This is a genomic window from Nocardia sp. CNY236 (assembly GCF_000482385.1).
Lineage (GTDB): Bacteria > Actinomycetota > Actinomycetes > Mycobacteriales > Mycobacteriaceae > Nocardia.
Genome location: NZ_KI519394.1, coordinates 144,597 through 164,583 on the forward strand (window position 1 = coordinate 144,597; position 19,987 = coordinate 164,583).

Sequence of the window (19,987 nt, forward strand, 5' to 3'; positions counted from 1 at the left end):
TGCATTGCAAATTGACCCGCTCCAGGATTTGACGTTCATCACCTCGAAGCTATGACACGAACTTACCCCGAAAACTGTTGCAGCCAAGTGAATGTCCAACTGCAACCTTCATCAGTTGAACACGGCAGCGATTTCGCATACGAAAGGGCCCGAGCTAAGCGTTCGCGTTCGCGACCAGCAGCTGGCCGAGGGCGATGCCGCCGTCGTTGGGGGGTACCTGGCGGTGGGTGTGGACCTCGAATCCGTCGCGGCGGAGCGTCAGCAGGCAGTTGATCAACAGGAACTCGTTGAGGAATACGCCACCGGAGAGCACCACCTGACGGATGCCGGTGTCGCGGGAGACCTCGCGGCACCGGTGTCGCACCATCGCGACCACGCCGGAATGGAAGCGGCGGGCGATGGTCGCGATCGGCGCCCCCGCGGTGAGATCGTCGGCCATCGCACGGATCGCCGGCCGGAAGTCGACCTCGGTCGCGGTGTCGTCGAACGGGTATCCGTCGGCCATCGCGAGGTCGCGATCGAGCAGGCCCTCCAGCTCGATCGGTCCCTGGGCTTCGTATTCGGCGTATGAGCAGACGCTCAGCAGGGCGGCCACCCCGTCGAACAGGCGCCCCATGCTCGAGACCTCGGGCGAATTGATGCCGCGCGCCCGCATCGTCGAATACACGTGGCGGCGGTCGGGTTCGAGCGCGGCGATGGCTGGAAAGGTCCTGGCTGCCAGGTCGATATCGCCGAACGCGTCCAACGCGATCGACACCCCGGTCCGGATCGGTTCGTGGACCGCGCGATCGCCGCCGATCAGCGCCAGGCTCCGCAGATGCGCTACCCGCTCGACGCGGTCGAAGCCGCCGACCAGGAACTCCCCGCCCCAGGTGGTGCCGTCGGTGCCGTATCCTGCCCCGTCGAAGACCACCCCGATGGCCTGTCCGGTGAGCTGATTCTCGGCCATGCACGCGGCCATGTGCGCGTGATGGTGCTGGACGAACACCGGATCGCCGGGTTCTCCGATGCCCTCCCGCATACTGCTGCTGCGGAATTGGGGATGCAGGTCGTAGACGCCGGCCTTTGGGCGCAGGTCGTAGAGCGCCGCCAGGTGCGCCGCCGTCTTGCGGTGCGAGGCGAAGGTTTCGTCGTTCTTCAGATCGCCGATGTGCTGGCTGAGGTACACCCGGGAACCGGCGGACAGGGCCACCGTCGTCTTGAGTTCGGCGCCGTAGGCCACCAGGGGAGCAAGCGGGCGGCCCACCTCGACCGGGTATGGCGCGTACCCGCGCGCCCGGCGCAGGAAAGTCGTTACGCGACTGTCCAATTCGGGATGGAAGGACATCCGCACCACGGAATCGTCGACCCTGATCTCGATGTCGCGGTCGTGGTAGAGGATCACGTCGGCGATATCAAGCAGCTGCGTGAGGGCGTCCTCGTTGCGGTGCACGATGGGGTAGCCGGAGATGTTGCCGCTTGTCATGACGACCATGTCCAGGCCGGACTCGTCGAGGAGCAGGTGATGGTGCGGCGCCGAGGGCAGCATCAGGCCCAGATTCGGATTCCGCGGGGCGACGCTCTCCGGTACCGCTCCGGAACGCTTGCGGGCCAGCAGGATCGGCCGTGCGGGGGACCGCAGCATCGCTGCTTCCGCCTCGGACAATTCGGCGATCCGATGGGCGGTGGCCAGATCCCGGACCATGACGGCGAAGGGTTTCGAATCCCGGCGTTTGCGTGCACGTAGCAGCGCCACCGACGCGCCGCTGCTCGCGTCGACGGCGAGATGGAAACCTCCGACGCTCTTGACGGCCGCGACCTGGCCCGCGACCAATTCCGTTGCGCACCTGTGTAATGCGTCCTCGCCCTGGAGGACCCTGCCGTCGCGGTCGGCCAGGAACAGACTCGGCCCGCAGTCCGCGCAGGCATTCGGCTGCGCGTGGAAGCGCCGGCTCAGCGGATCCCGATACTCTCGATCGCAGTGCTCGCACATCGCGAAGGAGTGCATGGTGGTCTGCGACCGGTCGTAGGGCAGCGCCCGGACGATCGAATACCGCGGACCGCAGTTCGTACAGTTGATGAACGGGTAGCGGTACCGGCGGTCGGCCGGGTCGCGCAACTCGGCCAGGCAGTCGGCGCACACGTGCGTATCCGCTGGCACAACAGTAAGTTTCGCTCCGGCATCCGCACTGCGCACGATCTCGAAATCGGTGGCGCCCGACGGTCCCGCCGACTTGTCGAGGGCCATCACACCGTCGACTCGGGCCAGCTCCGGGGCCTTGCCGTGCAGCTCCGCGCTGAACAGCCGCAGCGTGGACTCGTCGCCGCTCGCCTTGATGAGCACGCCCTCGGGATCGTTGCGCACCCAGCCGGTCAGCCCGTGCGCACGGGCGAGCTTGTAGACGAACGGCCGGAAGCCCACTCCCTGAACGACACCGGTGACCCGGATCGTCCAGGTCGCTCGGTCGGTCGGCCGAGTCAGCACAGCCGGGGCAGCTCTGCGCCGCGCAGGGGTTGCAGCGAGGATTCGCGGCCGGCGGCATCCCGCAGGAACACCTCGCCGCCATCGAGGGCGGTGACCGTGCCGATGACGGTGGCTTGCTGTCCGTACTCGTGCCCGCGCAGTGCGGTGAGTACGTCCTCGGCCACCGCGGGGTCGAGGAAGATCGCCAGGCACCCCTCGTTGGCGCAGTGCAGGGGATTGATCCCCAGCATGTCCGCCGCCATCGCGGTCTCGTGCTGGATGGGCAGGGCCGGGGCGTCGATCACGATGTTCTTGTCCAACTTGGTTGCGTACTCGTGCAATACGGCCGCGAGCCCGCCGCGCGTGACATCGCGCATCGAGCGGATCGCCCCGGCCGGAGCTGCGGCGAAGAGGTGATCGATCATCGTGTTGAGCGGTGCGCAGTCGCTGAGCACCCGGCTCTCGAAGCCGAGCCCGTCCCGGATCGACAGCAGGTGCACGGTGTGGTTGCCCAGCGGGCCGGACAGGATGACCGTGTCGCCGGGGCGCACGGCGCCCATCCGCAACGGCTCGCGTCCAAAGAATCCGACGCCACTCGTGTTGAGGTACAGCTGATCCGCTTCCCCAGCGCGGACCACCTTGGTATCGCCGCACACGATCTGCACTCCGGCCTCGCGTGCGGTCTCCCGGATCGAGGTAAGCACCTGGGCCAGCCGGTCCAGGGGCAGTCCCGTCTCGAGGATCAGCCCGAGCGTGAGATAGCGGGGGGTCGCTCCGGAGACCGCGAGATCGTTGACGGTCCCGCACACCGCGATCTTCCCGATATCGCCGTTGCCGAAGTACGGCGGATCGACGACGAAGCTGTCGGTGGTCATCGCGAGCTGGTTGCCCTCCGCGGGCAGGATCGCGCTGTCCTCCATTTCGCCCACGTAGACCTCGCCCAGGGTCTCGGCGATGAATGCCACCAGCTCGCCCGACAGCAGGGCGCCGGTGCCGTGGTCGAGCTGGATCTGCTGGGCCGCGAGCGTCACGGTGTCTTCGTCTCTTTCCGGGGGATGCCGCCGGTCTCGTCCAGCGTCCGAATAATCTCTTCGGAGTCCGCGACTGTGGCGCAATAACTTTCGAGCCATTCGAGGGCGCGCTCCCGGTCGGCTTCGAGGGCCGAGAACACGCAGTCGCTCGGCACCGCGACGATGTAGCCGCGGAAGAACGCGTCGGCGGCCGTGGTCTGGACACAGATCTGGGTTTGCAGGCCGATGAGGATCAGCGTCTCGATCCCGATCTGCTGGAGCCGGTCGTGCAGATCGGTCTCGTAGAAACCGCTGTCCTTGCTGCGCTCCTGGATGATGTCGTCCGAGGCCAGGAACTCGCGAACGACCTCGGCTCCCGAGGTGCCGCGCACCGCGGGGACCCGGCCGTCGTACCGTTCGGCGAGCGGATCGTCCGGCTCGTTCAGCAGCTGTAAATGGAAAATGGGATAGTCGCGCTTGCGCATGGCGGACAGGAATTCCGTGACATGCGGTGTCGCAGCGGCGATCGCAGCCTGCCGTTCCGGGTTCTTCCCGACGATATCGTATTGCAAACCGCTTGTTATCACTGCAATTTTGGACATGACGAACTACTCCAGTATCTCGGTTAGAACCTGTTTGTGAATCTCAGGCCCACTTGCAGTCCGAGGGCTGTCTTGCTCGGTGATCGCGTGGCATTGTAGTTCCTGGGCGATGCTCGACCAATTCGCCGCGCATTGCTGCGCGAATTCGAGGATGTGATCCACCGTATGGGGAAGAATGGCTTTGGATATCTTCTCGATATCGCTGCCCTTCACGGCCCGATGATGCATCCAGCGCAGGAGATCGCGTCCACTGGTGCTCATCCGGAGTGCGGGATCTCGGGACAGCAACGCCAGCAGGGTGTCGAGATCTGTGGGCTTGCGGGAGTCCGGGGGAGTGAGTCGATCGGTGATGTACCCGGGGTTGTTCTCCCGTACCGATACAGGCTGGTCGGTTTTGTTCTGGTCGGGGCGGAGGAACGGGTACTCCCCGCGTTTGAGCTTGGTGCGGACATCGCGAATGGTCGACGGGGACAAGCCCACTTCCTGGGCGATGCTCCGCAGCGACGCGTGCGGGCGGGCCATGATCAACTCGGCGGCGGTGCGCCGGGCCGAGTTGGTGTCGACGGGCCGCAGGCGGCCGTCACTGCCCAGTCGATGGCTCGACGGCTGATCACCGTCGAGCCGGCTCCGGATCGACGCGACGGTCTTCGCTGACAGGCCTGCGGTGGCTGCGATCGAGCGATCCGACCAGTGCGGGTGGGTCTGCACGATCCGTTCGGCGGCCGCGCGCCGATCGGTCAGGGGCAACGGCAGGCCGTGTGTGGTGTTCTCCCGGACTCCGACGATGAACGCGAGTTTCTCGGAACCGTCCATCAGATACGCGTCGATATGCGTGAATCCCTTGAGCCGCGCGGCAAATGTGCGGTGGAATCCGTCGATAACGCGCATTGTCGGCCGATGGACGAGAATGGGCGGCAAGGGCCACTGCGCCTCGACCAGGCGTTCAATGTGTGAATAGTCTTCCCCCTTGGATCGGGGGGACCCCACCGTTACCAGCGATGCAATTTCCACGGAGGTCTTGACGCGTTTCAAATTCGAATACTGATTCAAGTCTATCGTGCCTCCCCCTCTGGAGCCTCAAGATCAGATTCTGACTTTAGCGCCGTGTGTGGCCATCCGGCAAGCGCCCTGGATGGCGGTGGTGAGGCGATGTCGATCCGTCGCTGGTGGCGGCCGGTCCGGGTGTCCAACTGAGCGAAAGTCGCAGTTGCACACCATGATACTGGGTATCACGAGTGGGACGTCGTTCCGGATCGGGCGCTTGTCGAAGGGATTCGGCGTGTGTGGTAATACCCCGGCCCAGCGTATTACCAGTCGAAGCCATCGTTCGAAATGTCGACATTGAGGTGATTTCAGCAAGGTAGGCGCCAGGTTTCGGGCACTGTGACAGAAATCCCTGGGCGACACGATCATCGAGTCCCGGATAGGGACGTGAAGTCCAGGTAACGAGGGTCCTGCTACGAAACGCTCCATTACAAGGACTCCACGTGATCGCCTATCCTGCCATGCTCGACGTCCCCGTAAACTGGTGGATTACGTGTTGCGATTGCTGGCTGCCGAACGACGAGACCGGGGCACCCGCCGCGGCAGCCGGACGCTGAGCTGCTGGAAACAGGTATTGTTCCTGGTGGCGTGGTTCCGCAAGCAGGAGGACATCGCCGTGCTCGGGGGCGGGATTCGGTATCAGCCGCGCCACCTCCTACCGCTACCACGGCGAAGGCATCACCGTACTCGCCGCCCAGGCCCCCGACCTGCAGGAAGCCTTGCTACGCGCCCACGCCGAAGGTCTCACGCACCCGATCCTGGATGGGAAGGTGTTCGACGCGGACCGCAGCAGCGAGAAGATCACGAGCGTGAAAGGCGAGCAGATCGACCTCTGGTATTCCGGAAAAGCCCACACCTTCGGCGGCAACATCCAAGCTCTCTCGGCCCCCACGGGATTGCCGTTGTGGGTCTCCGACGTCGAGTCCGGCTCGGTGCACAACCTGGTCGCCGCACGCGAGCACGTTCTCGGCCAATTATATTGGGCAGCATCGTATCTGGCTCTACCGACGCTGGCCGAGGGTGGCTACGAGAGCGCCGGCATCGGCGTGCACACCCCGATCAAGCAACCGCCGACGGCCGGGCTCTCGACGTGAACACCCGCACCCGCAACGCGCTACTGCGCGGGCTGCGCTGCCTGAGCGAACGCGGATTCGCGATCCTCACCGGCCGCTGGCATGCCCTGCGGCACTTCACCGCCAGCCCCGAGAATATCGGCGACATCGTCAAGGCCGCACTCGTCCTCACCCATTTCGAATACAAACGGATCGCATGAAACTTACTGAGATCACTTCATTCACTCACCGCCGGCAATCGCGGTGTCAGAGGAAAAGGAACATCGGGTGAACTATGCCAGCCGCAAGGACGATCACGTCCGTCTGGCCGTCGCGCAGCATCAGCGGTCAGCTACCGCGCACGACCTGTCACCGTTCGACGAAATCGCCTTCGTCCACCACGCCCTCCGGGGTACCGCGGAACACGCGGTCTCTCTCGCGACGGAGGTGAGCGGCGCGAGTTGGCCTGTGCCGCTGTACATCAACGCCATGACCGGCGGCAGCGCCCGCACCGGCGAGGTGAACCGCGAGCTGGCGATCGCGGCGCGCGAGACCGGACTGGCGATCGCGTCGGGCTCGATGAGCGCCTACCTGGCCGACAGCGCGGTGGCTCACACGTATCGCGTGCTGCGCGAAGAGAATCCGGACGGTTACGTCATCGCGAACGTCAATGCCAACGCCACGCCCGACATGGCGGCACAGGTGGTCGAGTTGCTGGGGGCCGATGCACTGCAGGTGCACGTCAACGCGGTCCAAGAGATCGTGATGCCGGAGGGGGATCGGGACTTCTCGGCCTGGCCGCGCAATATCGCCCGCCTCGCGGAGTCGCTCGGCATCCCGGTGATCGTCAAGGAGGTCGGGTTCGGGATCAGTGCCGACACCGTCACGCAGCTGGCCGACCTGGGTGTATCGATTGTCGACGTATCGGGCAGCGGTGGAACGAATTTTGCGTTGATCGAGAATGCCAGGAGGCGACAGGACGACTTCGGCTTGCTCGCCGGCTGGGGCCTGTCCACCCCGGCCTGCCTGCTCGACGGCGCCGAGGTGGCCGTCGCGCGCGGGGTGACGCTGCTGGCCTCCGGTGGGGTGCGCACTCCGCTCGACGCTGTACGCGGCCTCGCCCTCGGCGCCCGGGCCGTGGGGATATCCGGGCATTTCCTGTCGATCCTTCAGGGTGAGGGCCTCGACGCGCTGATCGCGGCCATCGACACCTGGATCACTCAGATCCGTCAGCTCATGGTGCTGCTCGGCGCGGACAACGTGCGCGCGCTGACCTGCACGGATCTGCTGCTGGCGGGTGGGCTCGCCGAGACGTGCAGGCTGCGTGGCATCGACCCTGGGCACTACGCCCGGCGGTCCCGGAAACCGGTTGCGGTGCACCCTGTCCGATGATCGCGGGAGGGTCGCGAATTCCCGGGCGATTGGTTACCGGTGAGAAACTTGGCTCGGGTTATGATGCGGCGAGCGACGAAAAACATTGTGTTCCTTAGTAAGTGAAAGGTCACCGCATGAGCCCCCTGCAAATAACGCTGGGCGCCATCTCGATCCTGATCGGTGTCCCCGCGTGGGCCGGGTTTGTGCTGGCCGTGCGCCGGATGGTGCGCACCATCCGGCTGGGGCAGCCCGCACCGGACCGGTGGCGGCCCTTCGGCCCCCGCTTGGCCACCGTGATCAAGGAATTCGCCGCGCACACCCGGATGGTGAAGTTCCGGACCGTCGGCTGGGCGCATTGGCTGGTGATGGTCGGGTTCCTGATCGGGTTCGTCACCGTATTCCAGGCCCAGGGGCAGATCTTCGACCCCATGTTCACCTGGCCGTGGATCGGTCACACCCGCTTCTATCACCTGCTCGACGAATTGTTGGGCCTGGGGACGATTGTCGGCGGCCTGGTGCTGATCACCATCCGGCAGTTGAACCATCCGCGGCGCCCGGCGCGGCTGTCGCGGTTCTCGGGCTCCAATTTCCTGGCGGCGTACTTCGTCGAAGCCGTCGTGGTGGTCGAGGGCATCTCCATGGTCGGCGTGAAGGCGTTGGTCGTGGCCTACACCGGCGAACATGACGCGATCAGCGACTTCGTGAGCATGCAGATCGCCAAGGTGGTGCCCGCCAGCGCCTCGGCGGTGTCGGTCTTTGCCTTCTTCAAGCTGATGGCGGCGCTGGTGTGGGTGGTCGTGGTCAGCCGCAATATCGACTGGGGTGTGGCGTGGCACCGCTTCGCCGCGTTCTTCAACATCTACTTCAAGCGTGAGAAGGACGGCGGCGTCGCTCTCGGCGCTGCCAAGCCGATGATGTCCAACGGCAAGGCACTCGACATGGAGAACGTCGACGTCGACACCGACATCCTGGGTGTGGGTAAGTTCGAGGACTTCTCCTGGAAGGACATCCTCGACGTCACCACCTGCACCGAATGTGGCCGCTGCCAGTCCCAGTGCCCCGCTTGGAACACCGGTAAGCCGCTGTCGCCGAAGCTGCTGATCATGTCGCTGCGTGACCACGGCTACGCCAAAGCCCCCTACCTGCTCGCCGGTGGCCGCACCGACACCGGCGGTGACGAGGTCGGCCTGGTCGACGCCGACGGCAAACCCGACGAGCCCGCCCTGGCCAAGATCTCGGCCGACGCCCGCGCCGAGGCCGAGCGTCCGCTGGTCAGTGGCGAGGACATGAACGGGATCATCGATCCCGAGGTGCTGTGGTCCTGCACGACCTGTGGTGCGTGTGTGGAGCAGTGCCCAGTCGATATCGAGCACGTCGACCACATCATCGACATGCGCCGCTACCAGGTGCTGATCGAGTCGGAGTTCCCCTCCGAGCTGGCCGGGTTGTTCAAGAACCTGGAGAACAAGGGCAACCCCTGGGGCCAGAACGCCAAGGACCGCATCAACTGGATCTCCGAGCTCGACTTCGACATCCCGGTGTTCCAGCAGGACGCTGACTCGTTCGACGGTTACGAGTACCTGTTCTGGGTCGGTTGCGCCGGCGCCTACGAGGACCGCGCGAAGAAGACCACCAAGGCGGTCGCGGAGCTGCTGGCGACCGCGGGTGTGAAGTTCATGGTCCTGGGCCAGGGCGAGACCTGTACCGGTGACTCGGCGCGGCGTGCGGGTAACGAGTTCCTGTTCCAGCAGCTCGCGCAGCAGAACATCGAGATGCTGAACGAGGTGTTCGACGGTGTGCCGCAGGCGCGCAAGAAGATCGTCGTCACCTGCGCGCACTGCTTCAACACACTCAACAACGAGTACCCGCAGGTCGGTGGCACCTACGAGGTGGTGCACCACACCCAGCTGCTGAACCGTTTGGTGCGGGCCAAGAAGCTGGTGCCGGTGTCGCCGGTGACCGAGAAGGTCACCTACCACGATCCCTGTTATCTCGGTCGTCACAACAAGGTCTACAACGCCCCGCGTGAGCTGATGGAAGGCGCGGGGGCGGTGTTGACCGAGATGCCGCGGCACGGGGAACGGTCGATGTGTTGTGGTGCCGGTGGCGCGCGGATGTGGATGGAGGAGAACCTCGGTAAGCGCATCAACATTGACCGGGTCGACGAAGCGTTGTCCACGCTGGATGGTGGGAATTCGGCGGCGATGATCGCGACGGGTTGCCCGTTCTGCCGGGTGATGCTGACCGATGGTGTGACCGCGCGTAAGGATTCCGGTGAGATCGGCCAGGCGGTCGAGGTCGTGGATGTGGCGCAGTTGATGCTGCAGTCGATCGAGAAACTCGCCCCGGAGACCCTGTCGGCGAACCTGACGGTGATCCAGACCCCGAAGGCCGCACCCGAGCCCGAAGTGATCGCCGAAGCCGCTCCGGCTGCACCGGCGGCGAAGCCGACCGGTGGCGGCCTGGGTATGAAGGGTGCCGCGAAGGCACCCGGTGGCGGACTCGGCATGAAGGGCGGAGCGAAGGCCCCGGGCGCCAAGCCCGCCGCAGCTCCGGCCGCGCCTGCCGAATCGGCCGCTCCTGCGGCTGAATCGGCTGCTCCGGCAACGGAATCTGCTGCCCCGTCTGTCGAATCCGCTGCGACGGAGACCAAGCCGACGCTCCCCGCCAAGGGCCTGGCCATGAAGTCGGGCTTCAAGCGCCCCGGCGTGAAGGCCCCCGGCGCTGCGGCACCGGCAGCCCCGGCAGCGGAACCCGCCGCTGCCCCTGCAGTCGAATCTTCCTCGTCCGCCACAACCTCAGCTGCCGAAGCACCTTCTCCGGCTGCGAAGGTCCCGGCAGCCGAAGCCTCCGCCGAGGGCAACGGCACCGCGGCCGCGCCACCGGCCGCCAAGCCGGGCGGCCTGGGCTTCAAATCGGGGACGAAGGCTCCCGGCCGGAAGAGCTAGGTGTTGCGGGTCGTGACGTTGGTGTCGCTGGCCGTGGGGTGAGCTGAAAGGGGCGGTTCTTTCAGCGGCAGGATGTGAAGCGCCAACTCACACATCAGCCACGAACCGAAAGAACCGCCGTGTCCCACCGTAATGCCCCGCTCACCGTCGAGGGCCGCCACCGCCTCGTCCAACGATGCCAGTCCCGCCCGATCGCCCACATCGCCGCGGAGATGGGCATCTCACGCCAATGCGCCTCGAAGTGGGTCGACCGATTCCGCTGCCACGGTGAACTGGGCCTACTCGACCGCTCCAGCGCTCCTCACCGATCGCCGAACGCGATTCCGCTTCCGGTGGTGGCCCGGATCGAAGTGCTGCGGCGGACCCGAAAATGGTCGGCCCGCCGCATCGCGCTCGAACAGGCCAGCGAGGGCACCGTGGTCTCGGTCCGGACGGTGGGTCGGCATCTGGTCTCGCTCGGGCCGAATCGCCGCCGGTTCCTGGACCCGGCCGGCGACGCGAACCGGGCCCCGCACCGGATCGTTGCCCGCCGCCCCGGGCACATGGTCCATGTCGATATCAAGAAAGTCGGAACGAAGGGTCGATCCACAGATAGTCGTGGGACTGCTCGTCGATCGCAACGGATTCCCGCTGGACATCGGATGTTTCGAAGGCAACACCGCCGAAACCACCACCATCATTCCGATCATCACCGCCTTCCGGGACCGCCACGACCTGACCAACACCGAACTCGTGGTCGCCGCAGACGCCGGAATGCTGTCGGTGGCCAACCTGACCGCACTCGACGAGGCCGGCTGCGGGTTCATCGTCGGATCACGCCAAGTCAAAGCGCCCGGTGTCCTGGCATCCCATTTCCATTGGCACGGCGATTATTTCATCGACGGGCAGCTCATCGACACCGTCACGCCCCGACGCGCCGGAACCCCCGTCAACACCACGAACACCCGCGCCGAACCCGTCTGGACACGCGACAACGAAAAAGCGTGGCGGGCGGTCTGGCACTACAGCATCGCACGCGCCCGCCGCGACACGATCACCCTCAACGCCCAAGAAACACGCGCCAGAGCCGCAGTCGACGGCAGCAAACCCGCGAAATCGACCCGATTCGTGAAAATCGCCGGCACAGACCGATCCGTAGACGAAGTGTCCCTGGCCCAGGCACGGTCGCTGGTCGGGTTGAAAGGCTACGTCACCAACATTCCCGCCGACGTGATGACCGCAGGCGAGGTGATCGGCAAGTATCACGACCAGTGGCAGGTCGAGCGGTCATTCCGCATGTCGAAAACCGATCTCCGCACCCATGACAACCCGACGTGGGTCACTAAACCTGTGCAACTCAGGTCGGGCTGCGCCGAGCGCTGGCCGGCGTCCTGGCCGCGCCCGCCCCTCCTGGCTGCTGGGGCGCAATGGACCCGACGCGAGAGGCGGCGTGCTGCCGGGGTTGTCCGCCCGAGGCGGGGCAGACTGTCAGACGGGTTCGCCGAAGACTGTCTCGACCAGGGTGTCCAATGCCGGTGGGAGGGCTTCGGCCGGGTTGATCGCGGCGTCCCCGGTGGTCAGCCCGGCGGTCATGGTCCGGCGGCCGTCGGGGGTGCTGTACATCAGCGCACCGTAGCCGCCGGGCGCGCCACCGTTGTGGTGGTAGATGATGCCCGCCGGACCCAGGTCCTGCACGAATACACCGAGGCCGTAGTCGATCGGGCCGACCGGCTTGCGCATCTCGGCCAGCAGCTGGGCGGGCAGCAGCGCGCCGGCGTTGAGGGCGGCGAAAAAGACGTTCAGATCCCGCGTGGTCGAGATGGCGCCGCCGGCGCCGAGCAGCATGGATAGGTTCTGCCGGGAGACGTCGGCCACCGTCCAAGCATCGGCATCCTGGTAGCGGTAGTAGCCGTGGGCGTGCGGCTCGGGCAGGTCGGTGATGTTGCCGGCCAGCACGGTGTCGTGCAGGCCGAGCGGGTCGAGGATCCGCTGTTGCAACCATTGGCCGAACGACCGGCCGGTGACCTCTTCGACGAGCAGGGCGGCCACGGTGTAGTTGGTGTTGGAGTAGCTCCAGTCGGCGCCGGGTTCGAAGCGAGCTGGCTTGGACAGTGCCAGTCGTACCAGATCCCGGGGCTGGTAGGCGGTCAGCCGGGTGTCCACCCACTCCTTGCCGGCAGCCGGGATGCCCGGCACGACGGTGCCATCGGGCAGGTACTCGCCGGTGTAGTTGAACAGGCCGCTGGTGTGTTGCAGCAGCATGCGCGGGGTGATCCGGGAGGCCAGCCCGAGATCGGTGAGGTGGTCGGCCGCGGGGGCGTCCAGCCCGACCTTTCCCTCGGCGACCAGTTGTAGGACGGCGGTGGCGGTGAAGGTCTTGGCCACGCTGCCGGCCCAGAACCGGCCGTTCGTGGGTGGGCGGGTGGCTTCGCCGAGTTTGCGGACGCCGGCGCTGCCCACCCATTCGCCGTGATCGTCGTGCACGCGCATCTGCAGTCCGGCAAAGCCTGCGTCGACGAACGCCTCGATGGCCTTCTGCAGGTCCGGCCGGCACGGCCCGGTGATGGTCGAATTGGCCATGGTGGACGCTCCTCAGAGGCTGGTGGCGGTGATGTCGCCGTGGACGGTGGTGGCGTGGATCTCGAGGCTGGCGACAGCCCCGTCGGTGTTGCGAAGCGCGTTGTGGACCCGGCCCGAGCTGGTGCCGGCGTCCAGGGTCGCAGACGAGTCGCGGGCGGCCGCAACGGTGATGTCGCCCTGGACGGTTCGCAGCGTGACGGCGCCGTCGGTGGCCTCGGCGATCCGCAGGTCACCCTTGTGGGTGCTGATCTGTCCCGAACCGCTCAGCCGGCCGACCGTGATGTCACCGCTGGCGAGGATCAGCCGGGCACTCGCGGTCTCGTCGACCTTGATCGAGCCGGCCGCGCCCTCGAGGGTGACGTCGCCGAGCCGCCCGACGCCGCGGAACTCGGCGCTGGCCGCCGTGCCCACGACGTTCGACCCGGCCGGCAGCTGGACGGTCACCTCCACGGAGCCAAACGGACCGAAGACCGGGTTGAAGACCGGATTGCTGGGCTTCCTGGCCTCGATGTGCAGCACGCCGTCGGCGTAGCTGACCTCGACCCGTTCGGCCGCTTTCACGTCACGAGGCTTGGCGGCGTCCGTGGGCAGGACCTCGACCGTGGTGTCGGCCCGGTCGGCGGCGATGATCTGAATGCGTCCGGCGGGGATGTCGAACATCGCGGAAACGGGCGTGGGGGTGTCGAACTTCGGCATGATCAGCTCCTTCACTTGCTGTTTCTGATACCGGAAACGCTACGTTGCCTTCACGAATACAGCAACAATAGTGTTGCAATTATTCTCGATAAACGCAGTTCATAGCCTATAAATCGTTGCAATGAGTCTGTGGTCAACGCAACACTCGAGGGAGTTTTCGTTGCAATGAATGAGGAGTGAACGCTATGGTGGCGGCATCGACGACAAAGGAGGCCGCGATGCCGGGTGGCAGGCTCACGCAGCAGGAACGCCAGCAGATCGCCGCCGGCCTGGCCGACGGCCTCGCCTACGCGGAGATCGCCCGGCGCCTCGACCGGCCGACCTCGACCATCACCCGGGAGGTCATGCGCAACGGCGGCGCGATGGCCTATCGTGGCGACCTCGCACACCATGCCACCGAGCGTCGTGCGCGCCGGCGCCGGACGGCCTCGCCGATTCGCCCGGGAAAGCCGCCGACAGCGCGCGGGCGCGACGCGGGCGCGGTACTGGAATACGAGGAGACCTTCGCCGGAGTGTTCATCGCGTCCGGGCTGCCGAGGATGACCGCGCGGACGCTGGCCTGCCTCTACACCACCGATGCCGGCAGCCTCACCGCCTCACAGATCGCCGGGCATCTGCAGGTCAGTCCGGCTTCGGTCTCCAAGGCGATTGCGTATCTGGAGAACCAGGGGCTCGTCCGGCGTGAGCGCGACGAGCGGCGCCGGGAACGCTACGTGGTCGATGACGACGTGATGTACCAGTCCACGATGGCCAGCGCGAAGGCTACCGCTCACCTGGGCGAGATCGCCCGGCAGGGAGTGAGCGTTCTGGGCCCGGGCAGCCCGGCCGCCGCCCGGCTGGAAAACATCGCCCGCTTCGTCGACTTCGTCTCTGAGAGCATCTCCCGCGCCGCCGAGCAGGCGCGCGAGATACTGCATACCAGGATCGAGGCCGCTCCGGAGGACACGCGCTGAGTCACCGACCTGTTTGGCGACCAGGTGGCAGAACTCCACCTTCTGCGGCGCCGGTGACGTCGCCGGCCTGCTCCGCTTCGTCGGCACGAACCCGGCCGGAAACTTGCGGGCGCCGGTGGCGTCGGGCCGGGACGTCGTCGCGCCGCTCGCGACGTCGGTCCAGACCCGCGAACAGCCCGCGACGCCGCGTGCGTCGCTCTGCAGATCGAGAGTCTGCTCCCCGTGTATCGACGCTGGACACCGACGGTCCATACACCCTGCTTCAGGTCACCGGTCTCATCCACCACAAGGGGCGCGTCGGTGTCACCGAGATGGGAGACCACGTAATCACGCAGGTCATCCCGTAGCCCGTCTTCATCGATCACGAAGTCCGGATGGAGTACTAGAGCTTCCCATCATTGGGAACCAGCTATTGCCAAACGAATCTGCTTCTGTTTGCATTTCAACGTACAACTGAAACAATCAATTTGAGATGTAGGTGATCACATAAATACTCTCCGTCCAGTCATGGCCGGCGTCACCGCACTTGTCATGACTATCGCTCTCGCCGGTGGATCTGCTGCCGCAGTCACGGAGTCGCCGGAGCCAGCGATTGCAGCGACACAGATATACGACACCGGGACCAGCAGTTCGGGCAGTGCGGGTCTCAGCCTCTGGGATGTGCTGGAGCTTCTGCTCGATATCGTCAGCGGTTGCTGGCCGGGCATGGTCTGTTGAGTGCTATCTAGGCACTGTTTCAACGGTGGTGTGGTTGGGGGCGCCGCCAGCGGCGCCCCCAACTGTTGCCTGTGACCGAAAACGCTTGCCTGCGAGGGCATGTCGACAGCCGGACGCGGAGAGGTCTCCAGTGGATCGGTTGGCGACAAGCGAACCTGACATACCGGAGACCTCGTGCCCAGCGTAGGGGTGACGACGCGGGCAGACCTGACCGACGCCGAATGAGTGCGGCTGGTCCCGTCGCTGCCTCGGGCAAAAGCGGGCCGACCGCCGAAATGGTCGAAACGGCAGCTCATCTGATCTGTGACAACTACGGCACTCACAAGGCGCCGATCGTCATGAAATGGCCTGCGGCACACCGTCGAACGCTGGTTCGGGCTGCTCACCGACAAGAAACTCCGCCGCTGTGGCCGCAGAAGCGTTGGCGCGCTCTAGTAATCGCGATCCGCGACTGGATCGCTGCCTGGAATAAGACCAACGGTGTGACTCACAAATCGTCCGGACCGATTGAGCGTGGTGACACCGGAGTGCCGGTGGCGCTGTGGAGTCTGCTCGCGAGCTTGTCGAATGCGAGCGACAATTCGTCTCCTTCGAGGATTTCGAGGTCGGTGTCGAGCTGTACCAACCAGAGTGCGAGTCGCGCCGGATCTCCCGAGTCGATCTCGATGATGCACGTGGAGTTGCCAACGCTCTCGACGGTGATTGGAATGGGAATCTTCGCGGCGACGGTGGCGGCAGGAGCATGAACGAGTACTCGGGCGTGGTAGATGTGGCCTGCTGTGGCGATGTGTCTGGTGACGTATCCGATGACGTCGCGGTCAGGGTCTGCGCGGGGCCGGAATGTTACGCCGGTTGGTGGGCGTGCGGTCATGCGGTCCAGACGGAAGATTCGCCAGTCGTCGCGGTCCAGGTCCCACGCCAGCAAGTACCAGAGGTCTCCCCAATTGATGAGACGTTGCGGTTCCGTATGGCGTGCTTGTTCGCTGCGTTCGTGTTTGGTGTATCCGAACCGGAGCCGCTGGTGGCCGCGAATCGCGGAAGCGACGACGCTGAGTGCTGCGAGGTCCAGGGGCGGTGCAGTTCCGGGGACTGTGTTCGTCGCCTCCCGGACTGCGCCGACGCGTTGGCGTAAACGTCCCGGGAGCACCTGCTCCAACTTCGCGAGCGCGGTGAGCGATTCCTCTTCAGCTCCAGCTGTTCCTGTTGCGAGTGCGCTGAGTCCGACCGCCACAGCAACGGCTTCGTCGTCGTTGAGCAGGAGGGGAGGCATCACAGCTCCCGGTGCGAGACGGTACCCACCCGCGACGCCAGGGCGTGCTTCTACGAGATAGCCGAGTGAACGCAGCTTGCCGATATCTGCGCGCACAGTCCTGGTGCTCACCTCCAAGCGGTCGGCGATCTCGGAGCTCGTCCAGTCGCGTCTGAGCTGGAGAAGCGAGAGCAACTCGAGCAAGCGGGCCGAGGTTTTCAACATGCCATCCATTATTCTCCTAAATGCGGAAGCTATCCTGCCGCAATCTCTGCAATGTTGGGTGTCGTGACCGAGAACAAGACACTCACACCGTTCCGCATCAACGTCCCCCAAGCCGATATCGACGACCTGCGAGACCGGCTGGCGCGAGCCCGCTGGCCGCACCCGGTGCCCGGCCGAGACGATCGCGCTGATTTCAGCCGCGGTATCCCGATGGCATACCTGAGAGAGCTCACCGAGTACTGGCGCGATGACTTCGACTGGCGCGCGCAGGAAGCTCGCCTCAACGAGATCGAACAAGTCACGACGATGATCGACGGTCAGGCCTTCCATATCGTCCATGCGCGGTCGTCGAACCCGCACGCAACCCCGCTGCTGTTGCACCACGGCTGGCCGGGCTCATTCGTCGAGTACCAGCGACTCCTCCCGCTACTGACCGACGAATTCCATGTCGTCATCCCGTCGCTGCCGGGCTTCGGCTTCTCCACCCCTCTTGCAGGTACGGGCTGGGAGCTGGCGCGGACGGCCGAAGCCTTTGCGGAGATCATGACCCGACTCGGGTATCAGCGGTTCGCGGCGCATGGCACCGATACCGGCACCGGGGTCATGGCGCGCCTGGCAACTATCTACCCGGAGCGCGTGATCGGCACGCACTACGGCAGTGAGCGCCGACTGCTCGGCTTGATCGGAGCGCTTTTCCCTGCGCCCGCTGACCTTTCCGGCGAGGAGAGTAGCGAACTCGCTGTGATGCAGACTGAGGCTGCCTCCGAGCGCGGGTACCTCGAGATGCAGAACCACAAGCCGGACACGATCGGGGTGGCTCTCACCGATTCGCCGGTCGCCTTGCTCGCGTGGATCGCTGAGAAGTTCAAGGCTAGGGACAACAGCTATCGCACCCCGGACGAGTCGGTCGACCGCGACCAACTCCTGGCGAACGTCACCTTGTACTGGTTCACGCGCAGCGGCGAGTCGAGCGCCCAGTTCTACTACGAGGCGCAGCATTCCACGGTCGAACGCGCTATGTTCGCGCCCGTCCCCACCGGGTGGGCGGTCTTCGACACCCACCCGCTCATGCGCCGCGTCATGAACCCCACTGGAGCAATCGCCCACTGGAGCGAGTACGCCGAAGGTGGCCACTTCCCCGCCATGGAACAACCGACCTTGCTCGCAGACGACATCCGCACCTTCTTCCGCAGCATCCCCTGACCAGAACTGCAAGCAGCGACGTGGCCGACGCTTCTCTCGTTCGGAAACGGCGGCCACGCCAAGAGCCTCGCTGTGGACCAACAGTAGTCGCGCGGAAAACAACGTGTCGATGCCTTGCGGCGTTGAAGGAGTACGGGGCGATGCGGCGCGCCATCTACGCCGCGAAATATCTGTCGAACCCGGTATATCGGCGCAAGATCGCCTGCGAACTCAACAAGGGCGAGTCGATCCACGCCCTCAAACGCGACCTCATCTACGCCCACGAGGACGCATTCCGCGCCCGGAACCTGGAAGCGTAGACCGAGCAAGCCAATGGGCCTCCGAACTACCGTCGACGGTGGCCGTGGTCTCGACGATTGCGCGGCTGCCAGACCACCAACGCGGTACTGCGTTGCGTCGGTGCGAGTTCGGCGCGGTAGGCGGCCCGCATCCGTTCCGCTTCGGCCGACAACTCGGCAACCTGCTGACGCAGCTCCTCCACCTGATTGGTCAACTCGATGACCCGCTTGATACCCGCCAGGTTGACGCCCTCGTCCTGAGACAGCCGCTGCACTTCACGCAGCAGTTCGACGTCCCGAGCCGAATAGCGACGCCCGCCACCCGAGGTACGTTGCGGAGTGACCAACCCCAAACGGTCGTACGTGCGCAATGTCTGCGCATGCATGCCCGCCAGTTCGGCGGCGACCGAGATCATGAAGAACTCGGCACGCGCCCCCGCGGAGGGGTTCTTCGGCTCTGCGGACATCACGCACCTGCCCATCCCGCACGTGGATCGAAACCACTGGATCGCTCTGCCTGCTGATAACGCTCGAGCGCCTCGACGGCATCGCCATCCAACTTCTGCGGTATCGCGACCTTGACTGTCACCAGCAGGTCACCCGCCCCGCCATCGCGTTTGGGCACACCTCGACCGCGCACCCGGAGAATACGACCGTCGGCAGTGCCCGGCGGCACTTTCACGCCGACTCGGCCGTCCAGTGTCGGCACCGAAACCGTCGTACCCAACACCAGCTCACTGTAACTGACCGGCAGCACGACGGTCAGGTCGTCGCCATTGCGGCCGAAGACCTTGTCCTGGCTGACATGAACGGTCACATACAGATCGCCCGACGGTGCACCGCGCAGCCCGGCCTCGCCCTGTCCGGCCAACCGAATTCGCTGCCCGTCACCGACTCCCGGAGGAATCCGCACGGTGATGGTGCGGGTGCGATTCTGGATGCCGCTGCCCCGGCAGTCGGCACACGGGTCGTCGATGATCGATCCGCTGCCACGGCACTCGTCACACGGCTCGCTGAAGCCGAATGCGCCCTGATTGCGACTGACGACACCGGTTCCATTGCAAATGGGGCAGACTCGCGGACTCGTCCCCGGCTTGGCGCCGCTGCCATGGCATGTCGTGCACGGCGAGGGGCTGGTCATCCGCAGCGGAACCGTGACCCCTTGCGCCGCCTCCCGGAAGCCGAGCGTCGTCTCGGTTTCCACGTCGGCGCCGCGCCGCGGACGGCTGGCGGTCCGAGTGCCGCCACGGTTGAACAGACCACCGAGCAGATCGCCGAGGCCGCTGTCGCCGGCATTGGCGCCACCGAAGATGTCACCGACGTTGAACTCCTGCGAGAAGCCGCCACCGGCGCCGGGAGCGAACCCGCCGCGACCGTACCCGCCGCCGGCGAAGAGCTTGCGGGTCTCGTCGTACTCTTTGCGCTTGGCGGTATCCGACAGCACCGCATGCGCCTCGCTGACCGCCTTGAATCGCTCTTCGGCCTTGGTGTCACCAGGATTGGCATCCGGGTGCAGGTCGCGGGCGAGCTTACGGTAGGCCTTCTTGACCTCGTCCTGCGAGGCGCTGGAGGAAATACCCAGCTCCTTGTAGAAGTCTTTTTCGACCCACTCCCGTTGGCTCACCGAGCATCTC

At 65.5% G+C, this 19,987-nt stretch carries 15 protein-coding genes and 5 pseudogenes; 9 read left to right on the top strand and 11 right to left on the bottom strand.

Going from position 1 to position 19,987, the window contains the following annotated elements; translation table 11 throughout:
* Nucleotides 1-154: 154 nt before the first annotated feature.
* The 4 genes from hypF to K940_RS30115 are packed head-to-tail and all read right to left on the bottom strand — an operon-like array spanning nt 155 to nt 4,943.
* Nucleotides 155-2,464 (bottom strand): carbamoyltransferase HypF, encoded by a 2,310-nt coding sequence (gene hypF, locus K940_RS0123675; protein ID WP_231390493.1) that lies wholly within the window; start codon nt 2,462-2,464, stop codon nt 155-157.
* Entirely contained in the window at nt 2,458-3,474 is a 1,017-nt protein-coding gene (hypE, locus tag K940_RS0123680; RefSeq protein ID WP_028479506.1) for a hydrogenase expression/formation protein HypE, read from the bottom strand. The genes hypF and hypE overlap by 7 nt, the downstream gene beginning before the upstream one ends.
* Nucleotides 3,471-4,055 (bottom strand): cysteine hydrolase, encoded by a 585-nt coding sequence (locus K940_RS0123685; RefSeq protein ID WP_028479507.1) that lies wholly within the window; start codon nt 4,053-4,055, stop codon nt 3,471-3,473. The genes hypE and K940_RS0123685 overlap by 4 nt, the downstream gene beginning before the upstream one ends.
* Before the next feature lie 6 nt (nt 4,056-4,061).
* A complete protein-coding gene (locus K940_RS30115; RefSeq protein ID WP_051407493.1) occupies nt 4,062-4,943 on the bottom strand; it encodes a hypothetical protein in 882 nt (293 codons plus the stop codon).
* Nucleotides 4,944-5,542: 599 nt separating this feature from the next.
* Here K940_RS30115 and K940_RS34205 point away from each other — a divergent pair.
* The 3 genes and pseudogenes from K940_RS34205 to K940_RS0123705 all read left to right on the top strand — a co-directional run bounded on the left by K940_RS34205 (nt 5,543) and on the right by K940_RS0123705 (nt 10,473).
* Nucleotides 5,543-6,372 (top strand): annotated as a pseudogene (locus K940_RS34205) (transposase family protein).
* 67 nt (nt 6,373-6,439) lie between these two features.
* The gene (fni, locus tag K940_RS0123700) at nt 6,440-7,543 is read left to right on the top strand and encodes a type 2 isopentenyl-diphosphate Delta-isomerase (protein ID WP_028479508.1); all 1,104 of its coding nucleotides are present in this window, start codon (nt 6,440-6,442) and stop codon (nt 7,541-7,543) included.
* A gap of 116 nt (nt 7,544-7,659) precedes the next feature.
* Entirely contained in the window at nt 7,660-10,473 is a 2,814-nt protein-coding gene (locus K940_RS0123705) for a (Fe-S)-binding protein (protein ID WP_028479509.1), read from the top strand.
* Here K940_RS0123705 and K940_RS33830 read toward each other — a convergent pair.
* Complete coding sequence (locus K940_RS33830; protein ID WP_028479510.1) at nt 10,470-10,673, bottom strand: hypothetical protein; 204 nt, start codon at nt 10,671-10,673, stop codon at nt 10,470-10,472. The two genes, K940_RS0123705 and K940_RS33830, sit on opposite strands and share 4 nt — an antisense overlap.
* Between K940_RS33830 and K940_RS32005 the strand changes: the two are divergent.
* Together K940_RS32005 and K940_RS32010 are read left to right on the top strand one after the other, a co-directional pair.
* A pseudogene (locus K940_RS32005) lies at nt 10,593-11,045 on the top strand (leucine zipper domain-containing protein); the annotation flags it as partial. The gene K940_RS33830 and the pseudogene K940_RS32005 overlap by 81 nt on opposite strands.
* A pseudogene (locus K940_RS32010) lies at nt 11,041-11,766 on the top strand (IS1634 family transposase); the annotation flags it as partial. The pseudogenes K940_RS32005 and K940_RS32010, both read left to right, overlap by 5 nt.
* 174 nt (nt 11,767-11,940) lie before the next feature.
* On the opposite strand, the gene K940_RS0123725 reads toward K940_RS32010, so the two are convergent.
* Both K940_RS0123725 and K940_RS0123730 read right to left on the bottom strand, forming a co-directional pair.
* Nucleotides 11,941-13,032 (bottom strand): serine hydrolase, encoded by a 1,092-nt coding sequence (locus K940_RS0123725; RefSeq protein WP_028479511.1) that lies wholly within the window; start codon nt 13,030-13,032, stop codon nt 11,941-11,943.
* Between the two features lie 12 nt (nt 13,033-13,044).
* On the bottom strand, nt 13,045-13,728 hold the full coding sequence (locus tag K940_RS0123730) for a DUF4097 family beta strand repeat-containing protein (RefSeq protein ID WP_028479512.1): 684 nt from the start codon (nt 13,726-13,728) through the stop codon (nt 13,045-13,047).
* A 185-nt stretch (nt 13,729-13,913) separates the two neighbouring features.
* On the opposite strand from K940_RS0123730, the gene K940_RS0123735 reads away from it, so the two are divergent.
* Nucleotides 13,914-14,681, top strand: a complete 768-nt coding sequence (locus tag K940_RS0123735) for a helix-turn-helix domain-containing protein (protein ID WP_231390494.1) — start codon at nt 13,914-13,916, stop codon at nt 14,679-14,681.
* Nucleotides 14,682-14,896: 215 nt separating this feature from the next.
* Here the strand turns inward: K940_RS0123735 and K940_RS33835 are convergent.
* Nucleotides 14,897-15,040: pseudogene (locus tag K940_RS33835) on the bottom strand (transposase); the annotation flags it as partial.
* Nucleotides 15,041-15,212: 172 nt separating this feature from the next.
* On the opposite strand from K940_RS33835, the gene K940_RS33325 reads away from it, so the two are divergent.
* A complete protein-coding gene (locus K940_RS33325; protein WP_028479514.1) occupies nt 15,213-15,398 on the top strand; it encodes a hypothetical protein in 186 nt (61 codons plus the stop codon).
* 487 nt (nt 15,399-15,885) lie between these two features.
* Here K940_RS33325 and K940_RS0123750 read toward each other — a convergent pair whose 3' ends face one another.
* Entirely contained in the window at nt 15,886-16,872 is a 987-nt protein-coding gene (locus K940_RS0123750; RefSeq protein WP_028479515.1) for a YafY family protein, read from the bottom strand.
* A 63-nt stretch (nt 16,873-16,935) separates the two neighbouring features.
* Here K940_RS0123750 and K940_RS0123755 point away from each other — a divergent pair, with 63 nt between their 5' ends.
* Complete coding sequence (locus K940_RS0123755) at nt 16,936-18,075, top strand: epoxide hydrolase family protein (protein WP_028479516.1); 1,140 nt, start codon at nt 16,936-16,938, stop codon at nt 18,073-18,075.
* A gap of 116 nt (nt 18,076-18,191) precedes the next feature.
* A pseudogene (locus K940_RS32015) lies at nt 18,192-18,368 on the top strand (Tn3 family transposase); the annotation flags it as partial.
* A 32-nt stretch (nt 18,369-18,400) separates the two neighbouring features.
* Here the strand turns inward: K940_RS32015 and K940_RS0123765 are convergent.
* Entirely contained in the window at nt 18,401-18,820 is a 420-nt protein-coding gene (locus tag K940_RS0123765; protein ID WP_028479517.1) for a heat shock protein transcriptional repressor HspR, read from the bottom strand.
* Nucleotides 18,820-19,977, bottom strand: a complete 1,158-nt coding sequence (gene dnaJ, locus K940_RS0123770; RefSeq protein ID WP_028479518.1) for a molecular chaperone DnaJ — start codon at nt 19,975-19,977, stop codon at nt 18,820-18,822. The genes K940_RS0123765 and dnaJ overlap by 1 nt, the downstream gene beginning before the upstream one ends.
* Nucleotides 19,978-19,987 lie beyond the last annotated feature (10 nt).